The 17,764-nt window shown below is 51.0% G+C and carries 19 protein-coding genes and 1 pseudogene; 10 read left to right on the top strand and 10 right to left on the bottom strand.

Features of this window, described 5'->3' with window-relative positions:
• Window positions 1-103 precede the first annotated feature (103 nt).
• Window positions 104-370: a YihD family protein gene (locus UF06_RS02505; RefSeq protein WP_039422426.1), complete on the bottom strand. Its 267-nt coding sequence runs from the start codon at window positions 368-370 to the stop codon at window positions 104-106.
• Window positions 371-971: 601 nt separating this feature from the next.
• On the opposite strand from UF06_RS02505, the gene UF06_RS02500 reads away from it, so the two are divergent.
• Window positions 972-1,763 (top strand): sporulation protein, encoded by a 792-nt coding sequence (locus tag UF06_RS02500; protein WP_045569045.1) that lies wholly within the window; start codon window positions 972-974, stop codon window positions 1,761-1,763.
• 89 nt (window positions 1,764-1,852) lie between these two features.
• Window positions 1,853-2,497, top strand: coding sequence for a hemolysin III family protein (locus UF06_RS02495; protein WP_045569044.1), 645 nt, complete (start codon window positions 1,853-1,855; stop codon window positions 2,495-2,497).
• Here UF06_RS02495 and UF06_RS02490 read toward each other — a convergent pair.
• The 6 genes and pseudogenes from UF06_RS02490 to def all read right to left on the bottom strand — a co-directional run bounded on the left by UF06_RS02490 (window position 2,494) and on the right by def (window position 8,759).
• Window positions 2,494-3,027 (bottom strand): DUF3157 family protein, encoded by a 534-nt coding sequence (locus tag UF06_RS02490; protein WP_045569043.1) that lies wholly within the window; start codon window positions 3,025-3,027, stop codon window positions 2,494-2,496. The genes UF06_RS02495 and UF06_RS02490 overlap by 4 nt on opposite strands.
• 9 nt (window positions 3,028-3,036) lie before the next feature.
• Window positions 3,037-4,482 (bottom strand): TrkH family potassium uptake protein, encoded by a 1,446-nt coding sequence (locus UF06_RS02485; RefSeq protein WP_045569042.1) that lies wholly within the window; start codon window positions 4,480-4,482, stop codon window positions 3,037-3,039.
• A gap of 9 nt (window positions 4,483-4,491) precedes the next feature.
• Window positions 4,492-5,868, bottom strand: coding sequence for a Trk system potassium transporter TrkA (gene trkA, locus UF06_RS02480; RefSeq protein ID WP_039435980.1), 1,377 nt, complete (start codon window positions 5,866-5,868; stop codon window positions 4,492-4,494).
• 57 nt (window positions 5,869-5,925) lie between these two features.
• A pseudogene (gene rsmB / locus UF06_RS02475) lies at window positions 5,926-7,187 on the bottom strand (16S rRNA (cytosine(967)-C(5))-methyltransferase RsmB).
• Between the two features lie 78 nt (window positions 7,188-7,265).
• A complete protein-coding gene (gene fmt, locus UF06_RS02470; protein WP_045569041.1) occupies window positions 7,266-8,213 on the bottom strand; it encodes a methionyl-tRNA formyltransferase in 948 nt (315 codons plus the stop codon).
• Window positions 8,214-8,246: 33 nt separating this feature from the next.
• Window positions 8,247-8,759, bottom strand: coding sequence for a peptide deformylase (def, locus tag UF06_RS02465; RefSeq protein ID WP_045569040.1), 513 nt, complete (start codon window positions 8,757-8,759; stop codon window positions 8,247-8,249).
• A gap of 138 nt (window positions 8,760-8,897) precedes the next feature.
• On the opposite strand from def, the gene UF06_RS02460 reads away from it, so the two are divergent.
• The 4 genes from UF06_RS02460 to UF06_RS02445 are packed head-to-tail and all read left to right on the top strand — an operon-like array spanning window position 8,898 to window position 12,180.
• Window positions 8,898-9,995, top strand: coding sequence for a LysM peptidoglycan-binding domain-containing protein (locus UF06_RS02460; RefSeq protein WP_045569039.1), 1,098 nt, complete (start codon window positions 8,898-8,900; stop codon window positions 9,993-9,995).
• The gene (dprA, locus tag UF06_RS02455) at window positions 9,995-11,098 is read left to right on the top strand and encodes a DNA-processing protein DprA (protein WP_045569038.1); all 1,104 of its coding nucleotides are present in this window, start codon (window positions 9,995-9,997) and stop codon (window positions 11,096-11,098) included. Before UF06_RS02460 ends, dprA begins: the two co-directional genes overlap by 1 nt.
• 2 nt (window positions 11,099-11,100) lie before the next feature.
• On the top strand, window positions 11,101-11,580 hold the full coding sequence (locus UF06_RS02450; RefSeq protein ID WP_045569037.1) for a DUF494 family protein: 480 nt from the start codon (window positions 11,101-11,103) through the stop codon (window positions 11,578-11,580).
• A 21-nt stretch (window positions 11,581-11,601) separates the two neighbouring features.
• Window positions 11,602-12,180: a type I DNA topoisomerase gene (locus UF06_RS02445; protein WP_045569036.1), complete on the top strand. Its 579-nt coding sequence runs from the start codon at window positions 11,602-11,604 to the stop codon at window positions 12,178-12,180.
• 67 nt (window positions 12,181-12,247) lie between these two features.
• Here UF06_RS02445 and UF06_RS02440 read toward each other — a convergent pair whose 3' ends face one another.
• Entirely contained in the window at window positions 12,248-13,381 is a 1,134-nt protein-coding gene (locus UF06_RS02440) for a 5-(carboxyamino)imidazole ribonucleotide synthase (protein ID WP_045569035.1), read from the bottom strand.
• Window positions 13,382-13,385: 4 nt separating this feature from the next.
• Window positions 13,386-13,871 carry a 5-(carboxyamino)imidazole ribonucleotide mutase gene (purE, locus tag UF06_RS02435; protein ID WP_039460909.1) on the bottom strand — a complete coding sequence of 162 codons (486 nt, stop codon included), beginning with the start codon at window positions 13,869-13,871 and terminating at the stop codon, window positions 13,386-13,388.
• 184 nt (window positions 13,872-14,055) lie between these two features.
• On the opposite strand from purE, the gene UF06_RS02430 reads away from it, so the two are divergent.
• From UF06_RS02430 to UF06_RS02415, 4 genes are all read left to right on the top strand, one after another.
• Window positions 14,056-14,613, top strand: a complete 558-nt coding sequence (locus UF06_RS02430) for an L-threonylcarbamoyladenylate synthase (protein WP_045569034.1) — start codon at window positions 14,056-14,058, stop codon at window positions 14,611-14,613.
• A 29-nt stretch (window positions 14,614-14,642) separates the two neighbouring features.
• Window positions 14,643-15,560, top strand: a complete 918-nt coding sequence (gene hemF, locus UF06_RS02425; protein ID WP_045569033.1) for an oxygen-dependent coproporphyrinogen oxidase — start codon at window positions 14,643-14,645, stop codon at window positions 15,558-15,560.
• Window positions 15,561-15,633: 73 nt separating this feature from the next.
• Entirely contained in the window at window positions 15,634-16,467 is an 834-nt protein-coding gene (gene aroE, locus UF06_RS02420; protein ID WP_045569032.1) for a shikimate dehydrogenase, read from the top strand.
• 3 nt (window positions 16,468-16,470) lie between these two features.
• Window positions 16,471-16,734 (top strand): DUF1488 domain-containing protein, encoded by a 264-nt coding sequence (locus tag UF06_RS02415; RefSeq protein ID WP_045569031.1) that lies wholly within the window; start codon window positions 16,471-16,473, stop codon window positions 16,732-16,734.
• Here UF06_RS02415 and UF06_RS02410 read toward each other — a convergent pair.
• Window positions 16,724-17,275: a gamma carbonic anhydrase family protein gene (locus UF06_RS02410; RefSeq protein ID WP_045569030.1), complete on the bottom strand. Its 552-nt coding sequence runs from the start codon at window positions 17,273-17,275 to the stop codon at window positions 16,724-16,726. The genes UF06_RS02415 and UF06_RS02410 overlap by 11 nt on opposite strands.
• Between the last annotated feature and the right edge of the window lie 489 nt (window positions 17,276-17,764).

The raw sequence follows: 17,764 nt of genomic DNA, 5'->3' as shown, positions 1-17,764 counted from the left end.
ACAACAAATTTCAGTACAGTTAACGCAATTTTTCTCTGAACAGCGGGAGAAAATAAAAAAGCGATTCATCGGAATCGCTTTGAGAAAATCAATCAGTGAGAGCTTATTCGATGATGCCACGAGCTCGTAGAATGGCGGTTTTGAAGTCTTCTTCCTGATCTTTTTTCAGCCCAGGAATCATCTCATCTTTGGCGCTGTTGCGCATTTTGAGGTGATAAATCAGCACATCGTCAGAAAGCGTTTCCAATGGCCCTTTAAATCCTGCTTCGCCAGCGAGTTTGACGATAAATTGCAGCAAGTTCATCTCTTGCTCTTTTTGCCACTCCGGTTCGAGTAGTTCAAGCAGCTCTTCAATGCGATGACACTTCATCTCTTTCTCCACAAATTTTATAGGTATTTTGCGTTAAGGTATCAAATTGCAAACAGAAGGCCAAACGGGAATGTGTAGCTTGGCAAAAGAAAAAAGCGCAGCAACTGCTACGCTTTTTAGATTAGGCTGCCTGAATGATTTTAGCCGGAGTTTGCATCAGAGCGGCTTGCTCGACTAAGGTCATACCAAGAGCCATTTTTTTTGCAGTCGGAGCAACGGCAAAACCATTACGACGACGCATTGCACTACGGTTTGTGTGCGAGAACCTGACTGCTGTTGGGCGCATTTTTTACCTAACGGTCAGGCATATCCATTGCCAATCTAATGGCCTGTACATTTATGAGTTGAACTTCAAAACTTGAAGGGTGGCTCTTTCTGGCGTCTGCCAATCCAAATAAATGTGCAGGAATAACGATATGCATGCATATCAGGTATAGATTAGCACCCTTATTAAAATCGATCGATAGGTGCACAATTGATCGCTGGAAAAAATGTCTAACCGATGTGACAAGACAAAGATTGCAGCGACTATCTGTGAGCTGGATACTATTCGCCAGTGGCGATTCGTCAGTACACTGAATGTCTGTTCAAGGAGGTGAATATGTCATTTTTCAAAAAAACGTTGGCCAGTTTTGGTATCGGCAGTGCCAAAGTAGATTCGGTGTTGCAGCAGGATGTGTTGTACGCCGGCCAGCAGGCGGAGCTCAAAATCCATGTCTATGGTGGGGCGAGTGCGCAGGAGATTGACAACATCGATGTAAAGCTTTGCTGCCGCTATATCGCCGAAGTCGCGCAGGACAGTGGCGATCGAGAAAGCCAGGTGTTGCGGCGCGTCGCTCAAACGCATGTGCTGGCCAAGTGGACGTTACCCTATGCGTTTACCATCCAGCCAGGCGAAGAGCGGGTCTTTGATGTGAGCTTGGCGATTCCGTGCAACACGCCGATCACCTTAGGCGATGCGCGTGTTTGGCTGGAAACGGGATTGGATGTGGCGATGGCGTTGGATCCTACAGACAAAGACAGTTTGACCGTGCGACCAGATGCGTTGATGGATGGCATTTTCACTGCGTTGGAAGAGAAGGGGCTGCGCATTCGCCAAGTGGAATGCGAAGCTGCTGAGGGTTTTGAGTTGCCCTTTGTGCAAGAATTTGAGTTTGTTCCAACCGCAGGTCCTTATCACGGGCGTTGGCGTGAGCTGGAAATGGTGGCCTATCGTAAAGAGAATGGGTTGAGTTTGTGGTTTGAAGTGGATCGCCTGCGTGAAGGCGGAAAAGGCATGCTAGCCAGCCTGCTTGGGGCGGGAAAACTGAAACGCGAGTTGACGATTCCCCTTGATGTCAGTGGCCAAGAGGCTGGTGCGCGAGTGGTGCAGTTTTTGGAACAAAGCACGTAAACAAAGCGTCATAATTTTTAGCTTACACGTGTAAGCTAAATGTGCGATACTGACGCGAGATTCAGTCATCTTGTGCGGTGCAGTTTGTTATGTCAGTAAATCAATACAGTGTGCGTGAAGAAGTCGCCAACGCGGTGACGCACGCACTGGGCATGGTGTTTGGGATTGTTGGGCTGGTTTTGTTGTTGCTCAAAGCCGCTGAACACAATGCCGACCCGTTAACCATAACCAGTATGGCCGTTTACGGCGCCAGTATTATTGTGCTGTTTTTGGCCTCGACACTTTATCACGCGATTCCCTCACCGCAGGCCAAACGTTGGCTAAAAACGTTTGATCATAGCGCCATCTATCTGTTGATCGCGGGCAGCTATACGCCTTTTCTGTTGGTGAGTTTACGCACGCCACTGGCGATTGGTTTAATGATCGTCATCTGGTCGATAGCCCTGCTTGGCATCATCATGAAAGTGGCGTTTGTCTACCGCTTTAAGCGCTTTTCTCTCATATCATACCTGCTGATGGGGTGGCTCTCTTTGGTCGTGATTTACCAATTGGCGATCACGTTGGATGTGGGCGGGCTGACGCTCTTAGCTTGTGGTGGGGTTATCTACTCGCTGGGCGTGATTTTCTATGTGGCAAAGCGCATTCCCTTCAATCATGCCATCTGGCACTGTTTTGTCTTGGCTGGATGCGTTTGCCACTTCTTGGCTATTTATCTCTACGTTCAGCCGGTTTAACGGCTTTCTATCTGCACGATATTGGCTTGTAGCTGATACTGAGCATGCGGTGGCAAAGCGATTTTTATCGTTTTGCCTTGCGCTAACTGTTGTGGGCGCAAATAGGTTTCTGCTAAACGCTTGATTGATTGCCAGACGCCGACGTTGTCGTGATAGAGAATTTCTCCATCTAAGTTAGTGATCGTCAGCTCTACGGCGACAGTGATCACCGATTGCGTGCTCTGATTGGCGACGGAGAGCGGAATGAGCAACTCGCCGTCTTGATACTCGGCCGCTCGCAGGATCACATCCACACCAGAGTGCGAGAGTTGCAACACGGGTTTGCCATTACCGGGAGTGATGGTTACGCCGGCCAGCAGCGGTTTACGCAGTGGCATTGGTTGCGGTGTTCTCTCGCTCTGTTCTGGTAGCAGATAGCGCCAAGTAAAATCATCATTCAGTTCGGCTTGCCGCCCATCGGGCAGGGTAATCACTTGCCCGGCATAGCTGGCGCCACTCAGTAGCATCAAGGCCGTTGTCCACAGTTTCATCGCATCTCCTTAACGTCGCCAAAAAGCGGGGAAGAACAGCACCAACAAGGTCAAAATTTCTAAACGTCCCATCAACATACCTAGGCTAAGTAACCACTTGGCAGCATCCGGCAGCGGGGCAAAATTGCCTGTTGGGCCAATCACATTGCCCATTCCCGGGCCGACGTTCGCCACTGCGGTGATTGAGCCCGAAATGCTGGTGACGGGATCCAGCCCCATGGCACTCAACCCCCCTGCGATGGCGATGATAGTAATAAAAAACATCAGACCAAAAGCCACCACGGATCGCACAATGTCGTCATTGACTGGGCGATGGTTGTAGCGCTGCACGAAAATTCCCGAAGGGTGGATGAGTTTCATGATCTGCTTATTGAGCAGCGTCATCGCTATCTGAAAGCGGAAGACTTTAATTCCGCCTGAGGTCGAGCCAGAGCAGGCTCCGGCCATCATCAAAAAGGCAAATAACGTGGTCGGCAGAGCGCCCCACGCGGTGAAATCTTCCAGGCCAAATCCGGTGGTGGTCACCACAGAGACAATATTGAACATTGCCACCCGCAGTGCATCGGCGATGGTATAACCGTCGCGCATAACCAACCAAGTCGCGACCACTAAGCTTGAACCGAGAAACAAAAAGGTAAAGCCTTGCACTTGCGCATCGCGAAACAGCGCGTCTAAACGTCGTTTGCGCAGCGCCGAGACAAACAGCAGAAAAGGCAAGCCGCCCAAAAACATAAACAGGGTTGCAACCCAATGTGCCCCTTTGGAAAAATGGTTCATCGAGCCGTCGGAAGTGGAGTAGCCACCGGTTGATAAGGTGGTGAATGAGTGGTTGATGGCGTCAAACAGGTTCATCCCGGTCAGCAAATAACCCATCAGACAAAGCACAGTGAGGATTAGGTACACCGCCACAATATTTTTGGCCACGGTTTTCGCTCTGGGGCTGCTTTTGTCCGACCAATCGGAAGATTCGGTTTGGAACAACTTCATCCCACCGACGTTGAGCATCGGCAAAACCGCTACCGCCATAACGATAAAGCCCACTCCGCCGAGCCATTGCAAAATCGAACGCCACAATAAGATGCTCGGTGCCATGTTGTCCAAACCACTGAGCACGGTCGAGCCTGTGGTGGTGATGCCGGACATGGTTTCAAAGTAGGCATCGGTAAAGCTGATGTGGTTGATGAACATGAAAGGCAGCGCGGCAAACGCACTGGCAATGGTCCACACCAAACTGGTGATGAGGAACATATCGCGCACGCTGAGTTTAAAGTGCGCGGTGCGGCCGATGCTCAAACAGATAAACGCCGCAATATGCGTAATCACTACCGCTTGGGCGAAATCGAGAAAGCCGCCGGTCGCGGTAAAAAACGCCACTAGCGTCGGAACGTACATGAATAGGGCGATTTTGGACAATACCAGCCCAATCACAAACAGTACGGGACGAAAGTTAACCATACAACAGTCCTAGAGGAAGAATGGGCTCGGTTGGAATAAGGCTTCCACGTCGGGCACGTATTTCTTATCGACCAAGAACATCACCACGTGGTCATCTTGCTCAATCACGGTTCTGTCGTGGGCAATCAGTACTTCTTCACCACGTACGATGGCGCCAATGGTGGTACCCGGTGGCAGTTTGATGTCGCCCACCGCGCGGCCAACCACTTTCGAGGTGTTTTCATCGCCGTGTGCGACCGCTTCAATCGCCTCTGCCGCGCCGCGGCGTAGTGAGGAAACGTTGACGATGTCCGCGCGGCGAACGTGGGTTAACAGGGCTGAAATGGTGGCTTGTTGTGGGGAAATCGCCACGTCAATCACGCCGCCTTGCACGAGATCCACATACGCGCCACGCTGGATCAATACCATCACTTTTTTTGCCCCCATGCGTTTGGCCAGCATGGCAGACATAATGTTGGTTTCGTCTTCGTTGGTTAGGGCGATAAACACGTCCACTTGGTCGATGTTCTCTTCCGTCAGCAGCTCTTGGTCTGCGGCGTCACCGCAGAAAACGATGGTGTTTTCCAGCTCTTCCGACAGTTTTTCGGCGCGCTGCAAGTTGCGCTCAATGAGTTTGACGCTGTAAGTCTGCTCAAGTCTTTTCGCCAAACTGGCGCCGATGTTGCCCCCGCCGACAATCATGATGCGGCGATAGGTTTTCTCCAGCCGTTGCAATTCACTCATTACCGAGCGGATGTGATTGCTCGCCGCAACGAAGAACACCTCGTCGTCGGCTTCAATAATCGTGGTGCCTTGCGGGCGGATCGGTCTGCCTTGGCGGAAAATCGCCGCGACGCGGGTGTCGATGTGCGGCATGTGTTCGCGCAGTGCAGAGAGTGCATTGCCAACCAATGGCCCGCCGTAATAGGCTTTGACCGCCACGAGGCTGACTTTTTCATCGGCAAAACTGACCACTTGCAACGCGCCCGGGTATTGGATCAAACGTTCGATGTAGCTGGTCACCAGCTCTTCTGGTGCAATCAAGTGATCGACCGGAATCGCGCCCGATTTAAAAAGTGCCTCTTTTTCAGCTAAGTATTGCGGAGAGCGAATACGCGCAATGCGGTTCGGGGTGTTGAACAGAGTAAACGCCACCTGACACGCCGCCATGTTGGTTTCGTCGGTGTTGGTCACGGCGACCAGCATGTCGGCATCCTGCGCGCCCGCTTCATGCAGCACATCGGGGTGGCTGGCATGGCCGTTAACCACGCGCAGATCGTATTTGTCCTGCAACTCCCTCAGTCGGTCGCCGTTTTTGTCGACGATGGTGATGTCGTTGTTTTCCCCGACCAGGTTCTCTGCCAGCGTGCCGCCAACTTGGCCAGCACCAAGAATAATGATCTTCATACTCTGTTCTCTTAAATGGGAACAGGCGACTGAGCTGTGCTCAATCGCCTGTTGTGCTTATGCGTGCTTGCGAAGTACCGCGTAGTAGAAGCCGTCCATGTCTTCTTCGCCCGGCAGAATCTGACGCCCTGGCTGCTCAGGATCGGAGCCCACTAACTCGGCATCTTGGGTGCGCTGCAAAAACGCGTTGACCTGCTCGACGTTTTCCATTGGCATGATGGAACAGGTGGCGTAAACCAGCGTACCGCCCGGTTTGAGCTGTGTCCACATTGCATCGAAAATCTCGCTCTGCAGTTGGGCCAAGGCCGCAATATCGTCCTCGCGGCGCAGCCATTTGATGTCGGGGTGACGACGAATCACGCCCGTGGCAGAGCAAGGAGCATCAAGCAAAATGCGGTCAAATTGTTCGCCTTGCCACCACTGCTGTGGGTAGCGTGCATCGCCGCAAATCACCTGCGCTTGCAGATTGAGGCGCTGCAGGTTCTCGTTTCATCGCAGTCGATCGCCACCACTTCTCGCGCGCTTACCTGCTCTAACACATGGGCGGTTTTGCCACCCGGTGCCGCGCAGCAGTCGAGGATCAACTCGCCATCTTGTGGCTGTAGATAACGCAGAGCCAATTGGGCAGCGGCATCTTGGACTGAAACCCAGCCTTCAGCAAACCCGGGTAGAGCGCGCACATCGCAAGGCGCGGCCAATTTTATCGCGTCTTTTGCTTCGCTGTGCGTTGTGCTATCAATGTTTGCATCATTGAGCAGCGCCACATAGGCATCGCGATCGTGGTGCTGTCGATTGACTCGCAGCCACATTGGCGCTTTTTGGTTATTGGCGTCCACAATCTCTTGCCATTGCTGCGGATAGGCTTGTTGTAGTGTTTTCAGCAGCCAGCTTGGGTGGGCGTATTTTCCCGCATTGTGGCTAACGGAAAAGGCATCAAGCTGTTCTTGGTTGCGCTGGTAGTTACGCAGCACCGCGTTAATCAGACCGCGCAGGCGTGGCCCTTTGAGATCCTGCGCACCTTCTACGGTATCCGCTACGGCGGCATGGGCTGGAATGCGCATGTGCCCGAGTTGATACAGGCCAACCAAAATCAGATGATGAAAGACGCGTTGTTTGCCTTTCAGCGGTTTTTCCATCAACTGGCTGGCAATGCTTTCCAAACGAGGAAGATAGCGCAGCGCGCCATAGCAGATCTCTTGCAGCAGCGCGTGGTCACGTGGACGAATTGATTGTTGAGCTTCTGGAAGGGCATTGGACAGCGAGTGGCCTTTGTCGACCACAAGATACAGGACGTTGGCAGCCGCAGCGCGAACATTCATGTTGAGTACCTTAAAGTTAAAGAGGGCGTCTCTGCCCTCGTAAAGTTCTTAGTGAGGCGAATTGCATCGCCCGGAAAATTAAACCAGCACCGAGCCGACTTCAAACCAAGCCGCGCGCGAGTTAAGTACATCCTGCACTGGCATCGCTTTTTTACCCGGGATTTGGATCTGTTCTAAAACCAGTACACCGTTGCCAGTGGAGACGTATATACCGTTTTTGTCTGCTTGCAAAATGGTCCCAGCCGCTTTTGAGCTGGTTTGCTCTGCGACGCGGCTTTGCCACACCTTGATGCTGTTTTCGGCCACGTTAAAGTGGCTGATCGGCCAAGGGTTGAAGGCGCGTACACAGCGTTCAATGTGCGCTGCATCGTCTTGCCAGTTGATGCGTGCTTCTTCTTTGCTGAGTTTTTTCGCGTAGTTAGCAAGCTCGTCGTCTTGTTTTACCGCCACGGCGGTGCCAGAGGCAATTTCGCTCAAACAGTCGAGTAACGCTTTCGGACCCAGTTGCGCCAGTTTGTCGTACATCGAGCTGCTGGTGTCACTCGGTTCAATCGGTAAAGTGGCGACTTTGAGCATGTCACCGGTATCGAGGCCGATGTCCATCTGCATGATGGTTACGCCTGTTTCGGCATCACCCGCCCAGATAGAACGCTGAATCGGCGCAGCGCCACGCCAACGTGGCAAGATAGAACCGTGTACGTTAATGCAACCGAGTTTAGGCGTGTCCAATACCGCTTGCGGCAGTAACATCCCATAAGCCACCACCACCATGAGATCGGCATTTAAGTCGGCAAGCGCTTGCTTGGCTTCAGCCGATTTAAAGTTTTCCGGTTGATACACTGGAATGTTGTGCTCTAGGGCTAACTCTTTGACTGGCGGCGCGGCCAGTTTTTTACCCCGGCCCGCGGGGCGATCGGGGTTAGTGTACACCGCAATAATGTCGTGCTCCGAAGACAACAACGCCGCCAAATGACGGGCGGCGAAATCCGGAGTCCCTGCAAAGACAATACGTAAAGACTGGCTCAAGGCTGACTTCCTTCTAAATTAAAAATGGTCGTATTAGGCGTTTTTTTCGTTGTAGCGTTTAATTTTCGCTAATTTGTCCTGAATACGTTTGCGCTTAAGCGGCGAGAGGTAATCGACAAATAACTTACCTTGAAGATGGTCGAGCTCGTGTTGAATACAGATCGCCAATAAATCATCGGCCTCAAGCGTGAATGGGGTGCCATCACGATCCAGCGCCTTGACGGTGACTTCTGCCGCACGAGGTACCAATGCGCGCGCGCCGGGAACCGACAAACAGCCTTCTTCAATGCCGTCTTCGCCGCGTTTTTCTAAAATTTCTGGATTGATCAGCACCATCGGCTGATCACGGTTTTCGGAGATATCAATCACCACGATACGCTGGTGGATATCCACCTGTGTTGCAGCAAGGCCGATGCCCTCTTCGTCGTACATGGTTTCGATCATGTCGTCGACGATTTTCTGAATTTCAGGGGTCACGGTTTCGACCGGTTTTGCAACGGTGCGCAGGCGATCATCCGGGAATGTTAATACTTGCAATACAGACATATACACTCAAAATGTTGAAGCGTGCCGAAACAGCACAAACCTAGTTGGCTCAATTCTAGACATTTTATAGCCTAAATGACAGCATCCTGACACCAATTTCCGCGTGTTACTCCCGTTCTTGGAGTAGGGAACTTAATCATGAAGCTAGCCATTAAAGCGCTGTCGCGCGCCATATTATTGCCTCTGTTTTGTACCGCTACGTTAATGGCTCAGGCCGAAACGGTGCCTTTGGCGATTAAAGCGGATGCACCGAAAACCTATGTGGTGGTGAAGGGCGATACCTTGTGGGATATTTCCGCGCTCTACTTAGACAGCCCTTGGTTGTGGCCACGTTTATGGCAGATTAACCCGGAGATTGAGAACCCTCACCTGATCTATCCGGGCGATAAGTTGTCGCTGGTGTGGAAAAATGGTCAGCCGATGCTGAGTTTAAAACCCGTGGTCACCTTGAGCCCCAAAGCGCGCATTACCGAGAAGAAAGCTCTGCCGGTTGTGGTGGAAAGCTTAGTGCTCCCTTATCTCCAATCGGATCGCTTATTAGAAAAGGAAAAGCTCGCCACGGTCGCTCGAGTGATGGGCACCAGTGAGGGGCATCAATATCTCGCAAAAGAAGAGAGCTTGTTTATCAGCGGCCAACACAGTGAAAAGCAGTGGGCCATCTACCGTGTGGTGGCCGAGTTTACCCGTGACGATCAATCATCGCCAGTGGTTGCGCTGCGTGTGGTCGCAGAAGGGAAGCTTCGTCAAAGTGCTGAAGACTATTCGAGTCTTGAAGTGACAGCCCTTCGCCAAGAAGTCTTGCTGAATGACATTGCTTTGCCCGTCTCAGAAACTCAGCTCAATACCCTTTCTGCAACCTTTTATCCTTCTCCGGCACCGCAAGGGTTAGCGGTGAAAATGCTTGGCAATATTGATGGCATTGATTACAGCGCGCCAAATCAGGTGGTAATTTTGGATAAAGGTTCGGCGGACAATCTGCGTCAAGGGCATATGTTTGAGTTGTATAACTCCTCGGCTGAGGTGTATCGCCGAGATGATGCCTTTAGCTATGAATCCGGTTCGGCTGACGAAGCCATCACCTTGCCACAAACGCGCGTTGGCGAACTGATGGTGATCCGCCCTTACGACTATTTTAGTCTTGCTTTGATTACTCGCAGCAATAAACCGATCACCCGAGACATTATCGTTGTGCCGCCCAAAGCTCATCAACCGCGTCCCTCTGCTCAGGAGCCGTAATGTCAGAGCAAGAACTGATCGCTTGGTTAAGCTTAAGTTTTACGCCGCAGATCGGGGTAAAACGATTAGCCAAATTACTCAGTATTGATTCTCCGCTCAATATTCTCGCCTACTCAGATAATGCATTGCTCAATTTGGGGTTTTCTGCCGTTCAACTCGCCTATCTGCGGCAAGAGGCTCGCCGCGATGTGGAAGCGTCACTGACTTGGCAACTGCAACAAGGTCATCACATTCTCACCTTAGTCGATGACGATTATCCGCCACTGCTTAAAGAAGCTGGAGCCGCGCCGCCTTATCTGTTTGTTAAAGGGGAGGTGGGCGCACTGAGCAAGCCGCAACTTGCGATGGTTGGTAGTCGCAATGCCAGTCTAGAAGGGCTACAGCATGCTCGGCAGTTTGCGGAGTTTTTAGTTCAACAGGGGCTTGCGGTGACCAGTGGTTTAGCGCTGGGTATTGATGGCCACGCTCACGATGGCGCACTCAATGCAGGTGGTGACACCATCGCCGTGCTAGGCTCAGGGCTCGAACACATTTATCCCGCTCGCCATCGCAAGTTGGCGCAACGAATCGCCGAGCAAGGTGCGCTGGTGTCTGAGTTTCGCCCTGATGCTAAACCCCGTGCGGAGAACTTCCCTCGCCGTAATCGTATTATCAGTGGCTTGGCGCTGGGGGTGTTGGTTGTGGAAGCGGCTGAAAAAAGCGGCTCACTCATCACCGCTCGTTATGCGGCAGAGCAAGGGCGAGAAGTCTTTGCTCTGCCTTGTTCGATTTCTTCGGTGAATGGCCGAGGTGGCAATCAACTGATCAAAAACGGGGCGTGCTTAGTCTCTGAGCCCAATGACATCTTGCGTGAAATACAATCGTTACTGGATTGGTCTTATCAGCAGCAAACGGGAGATTTATTTTCTCCACTTAATACCGAAGAACAATTGCCATTTTCTGAGCTGTTAGCTAACGTAGGAAGTGAGGCGACACCAGTTGATATTCTGGCAAACAGGACCAATATACCTGTGCAAGAAGTCATGATGCAGCTCCTAGAGCTTGAGCTTTCAGGACATGTTGTTGCAATTAACGGTGGCTATATTCGAAGGGGGAGGGGCTAGCTATGATGATGGATATACTGATGTATCTGTTTGAAACTTACATCCATAGCGATGCAGATTTGCAAGTGGATCAAGATGAGCTTGAAGAAGAACTGCTTCGAGCGGGATTTCACCAACAAGATATCTATAAAGCCCTTCTTTGGTTAGAAGAGCTCGCCGCGTTGCAGCAAAGCGATGCGCACTCAGCCATTTCGCGTTGTAGTGCCACCGCGTCTACCCGTATCTATACGGCGCAGGAAATGCAACGATTGGATCTCGAAAGTCGTGGCTTTCTGTTGTTTCTCGAGCAAATTAATGTGCTGACCACCGAAATCCGTGAAATGGTGATCGATCGGGTGATGGGGCTCGAAACCAACGAATTTGAGCTCGACGATCTCAAGTGGATTATTCTGATGGTGCTGTTTAATGTGCCCGGCAATGAAAACGCCTACACGCTGATGGAAGAGCTGTTGTACACCAAAGAACAAGGCATTTTGCATTAACGCTTTCCCTGCACGGTATCTATGAGTAGTAAAATCGACCACACCCTATTTTCGGCGCATGAACACGCATTAGAGCGTGAGCCATGCCCGAAATGCGGTGGAGAATTGGTGTTAAAGCACGGTAAACACGGTCCTTTCCTTGGCTGCGGCCACTATCCCGCGTGTGATTACATCAAAGCGCTGCATCACAATGACGGTCATATCGTTAAAGAACTTGGCGTCGCCTGTCCAGAGTGTGGTCAAGAGTTGGTGCTGCGTCAGGGGCGTTATGGCATGTTTGTCGGTTGCAGTGCTTACCCGCAGTGCCATCATATCGAATCGATTAATCCAGTTGAAGCCAGAGATCAAAAGGTGTTGTTCGCTTGCCCTGAATGCGGAAAAGGCCATTTGCTGGAACGGAAAAATCGCTTTGGTAAAACCTTCTATGCCTGCGATCAGTTCCCAAAATGCAAATTCGCGCTCAATCAAGCCCCAGTGAAAGGGCGCTGTGAGCAGTGCGGTTTTGCTTTATTGGTGGAGAAGAAATCCGCTCACGGGGTGAAATATCAGTGCGCAGATCGTAAGTGCCAGCATGTGCAATCGAGTGGTACTGAATCCTAAAGAGGACGATTAAACAACAAAGGGGCCATGTGCTCCTTTGTTATCTTCGTTATCATCAGCGATTGAATTAATCACGCCATTTGCTGGCAAAGGCTTGCACGGCCGGAAACGCATCGGCGTCCAGCACTTTGGCTAACGCGCACAAACGGCGTTGCAGTTCACCGCTGTAGTCACCGCACACATTGATGTGTCCCATCTTGCGTCCAGTCCGTTTTTCTTTGCCATACCAATGAACATGGCAGCCAGCCATCGCGAGCACCGACTCAGGCAAACTCTCTTCGCCGAGAATATTGATCATCGCCGTTTCACGCACCAGCTTGGTACTGCCAAGTGGCAGGCCACATACGGCACGCAGATGATTTTCAAACTGACAGGTCTCCGCGCCCTGCTGTGTCCAATGGCCAGAGTTATGTACTCGAGGCGCGATTTCATTCACCAGCAGTTGCCCATCGACATCAAAAAACTCCAGCGCCAGCACACCCACGTAATCGAGGCTCTCCGCGACCGCGGTAAACATCTGCTTTGCCTGGGCTTGCAGCTCTGGCGCATCAATTGCGGTGGAAAGGCTCAGAACGCCGTTGGTGTGTACGTTCTCCGCTAAAGGATACACTTCGACGTGGTCATCTTTGGCTCGTGCGCCGACTAACGAGACTTCACGGTTAAAAGGGACAAACTCTTCAGCGACAATCGCTTGGGTTGGCGTGGCCGCAATGCATTCGGCCATTTCCTTCCAGATAGCCTCCGCCTGAGTGGCGTCTTTCAAGCGCCACTGGCCTTTGCCATCATAGCCACCCAAGGCGCTTTTGAGCACCATAGGTACACCGACATGCTCTATCGCCCGAGAAAAATCTTCACGCGTCTCAATGATGTAGTAGTTTGCATTGCGCGCACCTGCGTTATCCAACAACGCTTTTTCCAAGCGACGATCACCACCAGCTTTAATCGCTTGCGTGCTAGGTAGAAACTTGCCACTCGCTTCACACACATCAAGTACATCATGGGGAATGTGCTCGAACTCTGCGGTAATCACATCGACTTGTTCAATGGCATTTTCTAAGCCATAGCCGAGCAGGTGCTGAGTCAGAGGGTGGACGATATTACCGCTTGCCACATCGTAGGCGGAGATCTGAATATTCAGTGGCGCACCAGCCAGAGACATCATGCGAGCCAATTGACCCGCACCAAGAACCAGTACATGCATGGGATTAATCCTCGGCCGGATTTGGATGAGCAAGGACGCTTTCGGTTTGCTCGGCGCGAAACGCTTCGACTTTTGCCATAATAGCCTCATCATGGGTGCCGAGAATTTGCGCAGCTAATAACCCTGCGTTGGCCGCCCCTGCTTCACCGATCGCCAATGTGCCAACCGCGATGCCTTTTGGCATTTGTACGATGGAGTAGAGCGAGTCCAGCCCAGAGAGCGCGCGCGATTGCACCGGAACGCCAAGTACAGGCAAACTTGTGAATGCGGCGGTCATGCCGGGTAAATGAGCGGCGCCGCCTGCACCAGCAATGATCACTTTGAGTCCGCGCGCTTTGGCGGTGGACGCGTATTCAGCCAGAAGTTGAGGGGTGCGGTGTGCAGAAACGACTTTGGTTTCGTATTCAACCCCAAATTTGTCCAGCATTTCTGCTGCCAATTTCATGGTTGGCCAATCCGATTTAGAACCCATGATGATACCGACTTTCATCTCAAACTCCTTCAAGCTGCATAATTGGGTGAGCTGATAAAATTTGTGCGCATTATACGGGGTTTTTGATGCCAAGCAAACGTTTGCGTCACTTCGCCAATCGCTGAGCTCAAGTAATTCCTTTTCGCTCACTGAGAGAATTGTTTGTACACTGAGAACGAATCAAACAGTGGGTAGATATGGGATGGACAATTTTCAACAGGTACTGCGTGCTTTACAGCAAGGCGAAGTCATCGCTTACCCTACCGAAGGGGTATTTGGTTTGGGCTGCGATCCGGATAACAGTAGAGCGATCGGTAAGCTGCTGGAAATCAAACAGCGCCCGGTCGATAAAGGGCTGATTTTGATTGCAGCCAATGTTGACCAGTTATGGCCCTACATCGACCGAGACGCTCTGACTGACATCGAGATCGAACGCATGCAGCAAAGCTGGCCGGGGCCGTATACGTGGGTGGTTCCTGCCAGCACGTCTGCCTCATCTTGGGTCACGGGACAGTATGATACGGTCGCGGTGCGTGTCAGCGATCATCCTTTAGTGCAAAAGTTGTGCATCGCCTTTGCAAAGCCGTTAACCTCTACCAGCGCCAATCTGTCCGGGCTTCCTGCCTGCCTCACTTTGGAACAAGTGCAACAGCAGTTGGGCGATAAAGTTCAGGCCATACTCATTGGTGAAACGGGTGGGCGAACAAAACCGAGTGAAATTCGCGATGTGCGAAGCGCACAAATATTAAGACAGGGATAACCCTGCATTGCTTCAAAGGTAAGTAAAGAATGTCAGCAATCAATAAACAAGCAGTGAAGCAGTATTTGATGGCACTGCAGGATGCAATTTGTCAGCAATTAGAACAAGAAGATGGACGAGCGGTGTTTGTCGAGGATGCTTGGCAGCGTGAACCCGGAGAAAAACTGGGCGGTGGAGGCCGCACGCGGGTAATGCGTGATGGTGATGTGTTTGAGCAAGGTGGGGTTAATTTTTCTCACGTTCAGGGCCAAATGATGCCAGCTTCTGCCACAGCACATCGCCCGGAGTTGGCTGGGCGGCGTTTTGAAGCGATGGGCGTGTCTTTGGTGATGCATCCGAAAAATCCTTATGTACCCACCTCACACGCCAACGTGCGTTTTTTCATCGCCGAAAAAGAGGGCGAAGCGCCGATTTGGTGGTTTGGTGGCGGTTTCGATCTGACGCCTTTCTATCCGTTTGAAGAAGATTGCCAATCATGGCATGACACGGCCAAAGCGCTATGCACGCCGTTTGGTGAGACGGTTTACGCTGAGCACAAGGCGTGGTGCGACCAATACTTCTTCTTGCCGCATCGCAACGAAACCCGCGGTGTGGGCGGTTTGTTCTTTGACGATCTGAACCAATGGGAATTTGATAAATGCTTTGATTACCTTAAGGCGGTGGGGGAAGGCTATTGTCAGGCGTATTTGCCAATCGTCGCACGTCGCAAAGTGCTTGAATATGGTGAGCGCGAGCGGGAGTTCCAACTCTATCGTCGAGGTCGTTATGTAGAATTCAATTTGGTCTATGACCGCGGCACCTTGTTTGGTCTGCAAAGTGGCGGTCGAACTGAGTCGATATTGATGTCTATGCCGCCATTGGCTCGCTGGGAATATGCTTATCAGCCACAACCGGGTTCGGCGGAAGCACGCTTGTATGACGAGTTCCTCCAGCCGAGAGATTGGTAACGCTTTTCTCCTCAAGGAGATAATGATAGGGTCATCGAATTAGATGGCCCTGTTTTGTTTTTAAGGTAAGGAAATGACCCAGCAACTTGATCGCTATGCGGTGTTTGGTAACCCGATCGGGCACAGTAAATCGCCGTTTATCCATACCCTGTTTGCTCGCCAAACTAATCAGTCCCTAAGCTATACCGCAGAGCTCGCTCCGCTGGATGGTTTTCAGTCCGCCGCAAACGCCTTTTTTGCCACAGGTGGAAAAGGGTGTAATGTGACGGTGCCGTTTAAGGAAGAGGCTTATCAATTGGCGGATCGGTTAACCGAGCGCGCGCAACTGGCAGGGGCCGTGAATACCTTAAAGAAACTTGATGACGGTGAGATCATTGGTGATAACACCGATGGTGCAGGGTTAGTGCAAGATTTATTGCAGTATCAAGTGTCGCTTAGTGGCGCAAAAATCTTGTTAATCGGTGCTGGTGGCGCCGCGCGGGGTGTCATCCTGCCTTTGTTGCAACAGCGGCCCGCATCATTGACTATTACCAACCGCACCTTCGTCAAAGCACAGGCGCTTGCGGAGCTATTTTCCCCCTATGGGCCAGTCATGGCAAAAGCGATGAGTGCGATTGAGGAAGGGTACGATGTCATTATCAATTCCACGTCCGCTTCTTTGAGTGATGAGCTCCCCTCTGTCAGCCCCGCTATATTTACCACCAGCAGCATTAGCTACGACATGATGTATGGCAAAGGAGACACGACATTTAACCAATGGGCTAAAGCGCATGGTGTAGCCCAAGCGTATGACGGCCTGGGAATGTTGGTCAACCAAGCGGCGGAAAGTTTTATGTTGTGGCGCGGCTTGCGGCCGAGCGCAAAGCAGATATTACGTGAATTACGCAAAAACCTAGAAGGTCAGTAGTCAATGAACCAAGCCATTTTGTTCCCCGATATACAGAGTTGGGATGAGAAGCGTCAGGTGGTGCAGTTTGCTGCGCAGCAATCTGGGGCTTTGATTCAGTGCTTTGTCGAGAAAGCGAAGTTAGAGCAATTAACCATGTCGACGATTGCGAACCAAGAACAGGCGCTAAGTGCATTTGGTCTGTGTCGTTTTGACCTTGAAGAATTAGCAGAAGAGCTCATTGAAGAAGAAGCCTTCGATGACGAAGGCCACATTGTTATTGGTTGATGACTTTTACTTGGCTGAGGTAGTCATTTTTGTTTTGCACGTAATTATCCGCGGACTTTTGCAGAAATGCTCGCTCTTTGTCGGTTAAAGGACGAGCTTGCTTTACTGGGCTGCCTACATAAAGAAAGCCACTTTCTAAGACTTTTCCGGGGGGGACCAAACTGCCTGCGCCGATCATCACCTCTTCTTCTATTATTACCCCATCCAGCACAATCGCCCCCATACCGACCAAAACCCGATCTTTTATCGTGCAGCCATGCAGCATCACTTTGTGCCCGACGGTGACATCATTACCAATGAGCAGTGGATAGCCATCGGGGTTGACGGCATTTTTATGTGTGACGTGCAAAACACTACCATCTTGGATATTGCTGCGCTCGCCAATACGAATGTGGTTAACATCGCCACGTGCAGCAACCAGTGGCCAAATGCTCGAGTCATCGCCAATTTGGATGTCACCAACTAAAACCGAGCTACTATCGATGTAAACGCGGTCGCCAATTTGTGGGCAAATACCTTTATAACTTCTTATTGAGCTCATTATTTCTCCTTGAGTTGAGGTTTAAGGCCGAAGGTTTCGGTTACTTAAGTAGCAAAAATACCCTTTTGTGCGTAAAAAACACCCATAAGGCAAAAAAAGCAAAATAAAGTGCAAAAATGGCTTGCCAATGTGATCGCAATCTCTATAATGCCACCTCGCTGACACGGCAAGGCTCCATAAGGAACCAAGGCAAATCAGCAAGGCATTTTAGTCAGGTGATTCACCTGAAAAAGTTTTGAAAAAAAGTGGTTGACACAAAAACTTAACTCGCTAAAATGGCCGCCTCTTCCACGGTGACTCAGTCACTGAAGCAGGAAGAAAGCTCTTTAACAATATAAACCTATCAATCTGTGTGGGCACTTGTTGATGATAATCCAAAAGATTTATCAATGAACTGAGTGACCAATTTGATACTTCGGTATCGAGCACAGTCAATTCAAGTTTTCTAGGAACTAGCTTCTAGGGACTAGAAACTTATCAGTATTCATT

The sequence above is a fragment of the Vibrio sp. S234-5 genome (genome assembly GCF_000960595.1).
GTDB lineage: Bacteria > Pseudomonadota > Gammaproteobacteria > Enterobacterales > Vibrionaceae > Vibrio.
The sequence above is the reverse complement of the archived record's forward strand: the minus strand, read 5'-3'. Positions and strand labels throughout refer to the sequence as shown.